3 protein-coding genes are annotated in these 5,889 nt (G+C 62.7%); all 3 read left to right on the plus strand.

The window, feature by feature from the left end; translation table 11 throughout:
- Positions 1-3,682 (plus strand): beta strand repeat-containing protein (locus tag IQK56_RS31330; protein ID WP_193901928.1); only part of this gene is annotated, 3,682 nt, incomplete at its 5' end.
- Entirely contained in the window at positions 3,679-5,580 is a 1,902-nt protein-coding gene (locus IQK56_RS29295; protein WP_193901929.1) for a hemagglutinin repeat-containing protein, read from the plus strand. The genes IQK56_RS31330 and IQK56_RS29295, both read left to right, overlap by 4 nt.
- Positions 5,581-5,590: 10 nt before the next feature.
- A partial coding sequence (locus tag IQK56_RS31335; protein ID WP_246500311.1) for a hypothetical protein occupies positions 5,591-5,889 on the plus strand: 299 nt, incomplete at its 3' end.

A 5,889-nucleotide genomic window follows, 5' to 3' on the forward strand; every position in this document is an offset into this window, starting at 1 on the left:
CGGCGGCATCCTCGGCCAGCGCGACGTCACGGTGCGCGCCGGTCAGGTGTTCAACGACCAGGGCTTTATCGGCAGCGCGCGCACCCTGGACATCAACGCCCAGCAACTGAGTAACCAGGCGGGCCTGTTGCGCGCCGACGGGCATCTGTTGCTGACCGCCGCGAGCGTGGACAACAGCGCGACCCAGGGCGCGAACCAGGGCATCAAGGGCCAGAGCGTCGATCTGGACACCGATACGCTGACCAACCGCGTCGGCTCAATCGTGTCCGACACCACGCTGAACCTCAAGGGCAGCGGCAGCGTGGACAACGACGCGGGCATCCTCTCGGCCGGCAGCATGCTGACCCTGGCTGATCGCAACCCGGCGCAGAAAAGCCTGGCCATCAACAACGGCGCGGGCACCCTGATTGCGGGCCAGTCCGTGCTGCTCGACAGCGCCAGCTACAGCGGCGCCGGCAAGGTCCAGAGCCTGGGCGACCTGACCTTTCGACTGACCCAGAATCTCATCAACAGCGGCCTGGTGCAGAGCAACGGCGACCTGTCGCTGCAGATCGGCGGCACCCTGGCCAACCAGGGCGCGGTGCAGTCCGGCGCACTGGTGCGCGTGGATGCAGGCGCCATCGACAACGGCGCCAGCGGCGTGATCAGTGGGCGGCGCGTGCAGGTTAACGCGGTCAATCAGTTCGACAACCGTGGCGTGGTCGATGGCGAGACCACTCGCCTCAGCGCCGCGACCCTGAACAACCTCGGTACCGGGCGCCTCTACGGGGATCATTTGTCGATCAGCGCCGGTATCCTCAACAACACCCTCGAAGGTGCCACGGCGGCGACCATCGCGGCACGCAACCGCCTGGATATCGGCGCACAGGTCATCAACAACCGTGAGCACGGGCTGATCTTCAGCGCCGGCGATACGGTGATCGGCGGCTTGCTCGACGCCAACGACCAGGCCAGTGGCCAGGCACAGGTGCTGAACAATGCGAGCGCCACCGTCGAAGCGCTGGGTCATCTGAGCGTCAACGCCAGGCAGATCAACAACACCAACGAACACTTCGCCACCCAGCGCGTGCTGGTGTCCAATCAGGTACTGCAGGAGTTCCTGCTGTCGGGCTCGACCAACCGTTACACGCCGGACCAGATCTCGCTGTACAACGACGAGGTGCTGCACCTCGTCACGCCGGAAGGCTACGGTACGCGCTGGAACCGCTATGACTACACGCGCAGCGTCACCGAGACGCAGATTGTCAGCTCCGACCCGGCGCAGATGCTCGCCGGTGGCAACCTCAACTTGATCGCCGACCAGGTGCTCAACGACAAGAGCCGGATCATCGCCGGCCAGGCGTTGAACGCCAGCGGCGTCGGCAGCGTGATCAATACCGAGCTGGATGGCCAGCGCATCACCACCGACAGCGGCACGCTGAGCAACTTCTATCGCATTCAGCGCAAAGGCCGCGACCGTCAGGGCCGCGGCATCACTGCGTACACGCCGGCACCGTTGATTCAGCAGATCTCGCTCAAACCCTCGGTGTACACCGAGTACGCGGCCATCAACGGCAGCGGCACCCAGGTCGGCGCGCTGGTCCTGGCCAACGTTACCGACAGCACGGCGGGCACCGGTGCGCTGGCGGGCGCTGGCCGCACCCACGCCGTGAGCCCGATCAGCGAAGTGAAGGCGCTGACTCAATTGGACGCGGCAGGCGCGGTGGAGCAGATCCGCACCGGCGGTTTCAACCCCGACCTGCCTGACAGCAGCCTGTTCCAGACCAACCCGAACAGCACCGCCAGCTACCTGGTGGAGACCGATCCGCGCTTTGCCAACTATCGCAAGTGGTTGTCTTCGGACTACATGCTTGGGCGCCTGAACCTGGACCCGGCTGCCACGCAACAGCGTCTCGGCGACGGTTTCTACGAACAGAAGCTGATCCGTGAGCAAATCGCGCAACTCACCGGCCGGCGCTTTCTCGACGGCTACGCCAGTGATGAGGAACAGTATCGCGGCATGATCGACAGCGCCGTGACCCTGGCGGATCAGTGGAAGCTGATTCCCGGTGTGGCCCTGACCGCCGAGCAGATGGCGCAGCTGACCAGCGACATTGTCTGGCTGGTGTCCAGGGACGTGACGCTGGCCAGCGGTGAAGTCCGCCAGGTGCTGGTGCCGCAGGTCTATGTGCGGGTTCGCGAAGGCGATCTGGATGGCTCCGGCGCACTGATGTCCGGGCGCACCTTGAACCTTGATGTGCGCGGTGATCTGGTGAACTCCGGCAGTCTGTCCGGGCGCGATGGCGTGAATATCAGCGTGCAGAACCTCGACAACCTTGGCGGGCGCATCCAGGGCAACGACGTGGCCCTGAGCGCCAGCCAGGACATCAACAACATCGGCGGCCTGATCAGCGCCAACAGCCGGCTGGCCCTGAGCGCCGGCAACGACATCAATGTGCGCTCGGTCACCACCGACAGCGAGAGCGCGCAGGGCACCCGCACCGGCCTGTCGCGGGTGGCGGGGCTGTATGTGTCGGCACCGGCGGCGAGCCTGATTGCCACTGCCGGCAACGATATCAACCTGCAAGCGGCGCAAGTCAGCAATACCGGCGTCGGCGGCAAGACGTCGCTGGTGGCGGGCAACGACATCAGCCTGACCACCGTGAAAGAGTCCTACACCCAAGCCAACCAATGGGATGGCGACAACTGGCGCAAGGAAGCCGGGCGCAATGAAGTCGGCAGTTCGGTGCAGGCCAACGGCGACATTCGTATGGGCGCCGGGCGTGACGTGCAGGTGCGCGGGGCGCTGGTCAACAGCGACGCGGGGGCTGTGGCCGTGAGTGCGGTGCGCGATATCAACGTCGAGGCTGGCGAGCGCTTCAACAGCGCCGACGAAGCGCACAAGGTCAAAGGCAGCAACGGGATGTTTTCGAGCAAGACCACCACGACTCGCGACACGGTCAGCCAGACCACCGCCCAGGCCTCGACCTTCAGTGGTGAGCAGGCGGTGATGCAGGCCGGCAACAACATCACGGTCACCGGCAGCAATGTGGTGTCCACCTCGGGCACGGTGCTCGCGGCGGGCAATGACATCAAGGTATTGGCGGCCACCGAGCAGCTTGACGAAAAACACATGAAGGATGTGAAGACCAGCGGCATGTTCAGCGGCGGCGCGATTGCCGTCACCGTCGGTTCCAAGCAACAGACCAACAAGGACAGCGGTCAGCAGACCACGGCGGCCGCGAGCAACATTGGCGCAACCGACGGCAACGTGCTGATCAGCGCCGGCGGCGAATACCGTCAGGTGGGCAGCAATGTGAACGCGCCCAATGGCGATGTATCGATCGACGCGTCCGAGGTCAATATCCTCGAAGCGCGCAACCTCAGTGCGCAGCAGCAGGAGCAGCGCTTCAAGCAGACCGGCGTGAGCCTGACCCTGACCAACCCGATTGTGAGTGCGGTACAAACCGCCCAGCGCATGAACAAAGCCGCCGAGCGTACCGACGACAAACGCATGAAGACCCTGGCGGCGCTGAGTACCGCGTGGTCCGCCAACGACGCCCATACTCAGGTCATGGCCGACCCGGCGGCGGCGGGTGGGATCAACCTGAGCATTGCCCTGGGCATGAACAAGAGCGAGAGCAAAAGCGAGCAGACCAGCAACACGGCGGCCGCTTCGACGGTCGCGCCGGAGGGGATGTGACGATTGTGTCCTCGGGGGGCACGCGCAACAACGACCTGACCGTGCAGGGCAGTGAGATCACGGCGGGCAACAATGCGTTGTTGAAAGCCGACGGCAATATCCTGCTGGCGGGCGCGCAGAACACCATCGAGCAACACAGCACCAACAAAAGCGTGAATGGCAGCCTTGGTATCGGCATCTCGTTTGGCAGCGAGAAGAACGGCCTGAGCTTCAACGCGTCCGCCTCCCAGAGCCGTGGCAATGCCGATGGCAATGACCTGGTGTGGAGCAACACCCACGTGACGGCCGGCAAACAGGCCAGTCTGATTTCCGGCAAGGACACCACGCTGCGAGGTGCGGTGGTATCGGGCGAGACGGTCAAGGCCGACGTTGGCGGCAACCTGAATGTCGAGAGCCTGCAGGACACCAGTACCTTCGCGTCCGAGCAGAAGAGCATGAGCGCCGGGATCAGCATCTGCATCCCGCCGGTGTGTGCCGGTGCGGCGACCGCGAGCTTCAGCTCCACCAACGCCAAGCAGAAGTCCAACTTTGCCAGCGTGATCGAGCAATCGGGTATCCGTGCCGGCGACGGTGGTTTCGACATCAACGTGCGCGGCAATACCGACCTCAAGGGCGGCGTGATCGCCAGTTCCGACAAGGCTATTGCCGACGGCAAAAACAGCCTGACCACCGGCACGCTGACCGTGTCCGACATCCACAACGTGTCCGAAGCCAGCGCCAAGACCTCAGGCGTCGACCTGAGTTCGGACATGCTCGACGGCAAACTGGGCACGGCCAAGGCGCTGCTCGCCAACAGCCTCAACAACGGCTCGGACTCCGACTCCGAATCCAGCGACACCCGCAGCGCGATCAGCGCCGGCACATTGGTGATCACCAACGCCGAGCGCCAGCGTGTGGTTGGCGGCATGACGGTCGACCAGACGATTGCCAGCCTCAACCGCAACACCGAGGCTGCCCACGTCGCCGTGGGACGCTTGGATGTGGCGGAAATGGGGCGCAAGGTCGAGGCCGAGCAGGAGATCAAGCGCGAGTTCTATCATCAGGTTTCGTTGTTGGCGGATGAGGCGTATCGCAAGATCTTTATCGAGAAGGCGCGGGTGTATGAGGTCTTGAAGGACAAGGATGGCAAGGCGATTGTTGATCCAGACGGCACAGTTCACCGTCGCGAACTGAGCGACGAAGAGAAACAGAACCTCAAGAAAGGGCCTGACGGCAAAGTGCATATCGCCAACAATGGCATTTTCAACGATATCGATGGTGCGGCCAAATATGCCGAGCAGCACAGTTCGGCCGATACCGGGCCGCAATACTTGATTCACTTCGAGAAGGCGAACAACTTCACTTCCGAGTTGATGATCGCGGCTTATCAGAAGAATCTGGAAAATGATTTCTGGGGGTTGTCCAATGCAGCTGTGCAAACCAAGGAGTACATGACGCAGTTTGGCCAGAGCGGGTTGCACATCGATGGTCACAGCCGAGGCACGTTGACTACTGGCAGTGCCATGGAGTCGCTGGCTCGTGATCCGGCCAACGCAGGCATCCTCGGCAAAACGTCGATGAACTTCTTCGGAGCTGCCTACGGTGTGCAGAAGGCCGACTCGTTGTTGGGCGTCTTGCAGAATCGTTCAGGGTTGGACTCCGAGTCACAGCGTGAGGCGATGGAGCTGCGCTACCAGAATCACTATCTCGATCCGGTTGCGCGCTTGCCGCTCGTGGGGTTCAACGCCGCTACAGGCGGTACGGTCCCGGATGGCAGCGTTCGTCTGTGGGAGTGGCTGAAAGTGCTTGGCGGCGATAAGACAGCGCACAACTGCTACGGCAACGGGGGGGACGCCTGCAAGCCTTTCTGGGGTGATTCAACCGACGGCATGCCACACTTCAAGCGCGCCGGAGAATAAGGAGAAAGTTATGTTGAGAAGTTGCCTGCTGTTGAGTATTGGCGCTGTGTTACTGACTGGCTGCACGGGCAGGGGCTTTCAACCACCGCCGCCGGAATTCACCAATTGGAAAAAAAGCGGGGTCTCGCAAGCAGGCGTCAAGAGCGCTATGACCGCTTGCGGCTATACCAACCTGACAGGGACGGGGGACAAGACGCCGATTGACCAGGTACTCAAACGGTTTTATTGCATGAAAGACGCCGGTTTCAAGCGTACGGACAACATTGACTTGTGCAAGGAAGGCCGTATCGGTGAATCACCGGTGTGCGA

It is taken from the genome of Pseudomonas cyclaminis (genome assembly GCF_015163715.1).
Lineage (GTDB): Bacteria > Pseudomonadota > Gammaproteobacteria > Pseudomonadales > Pseudomonadaceae > Aquipseudomonas > Aquipseudomonas cyclaminis.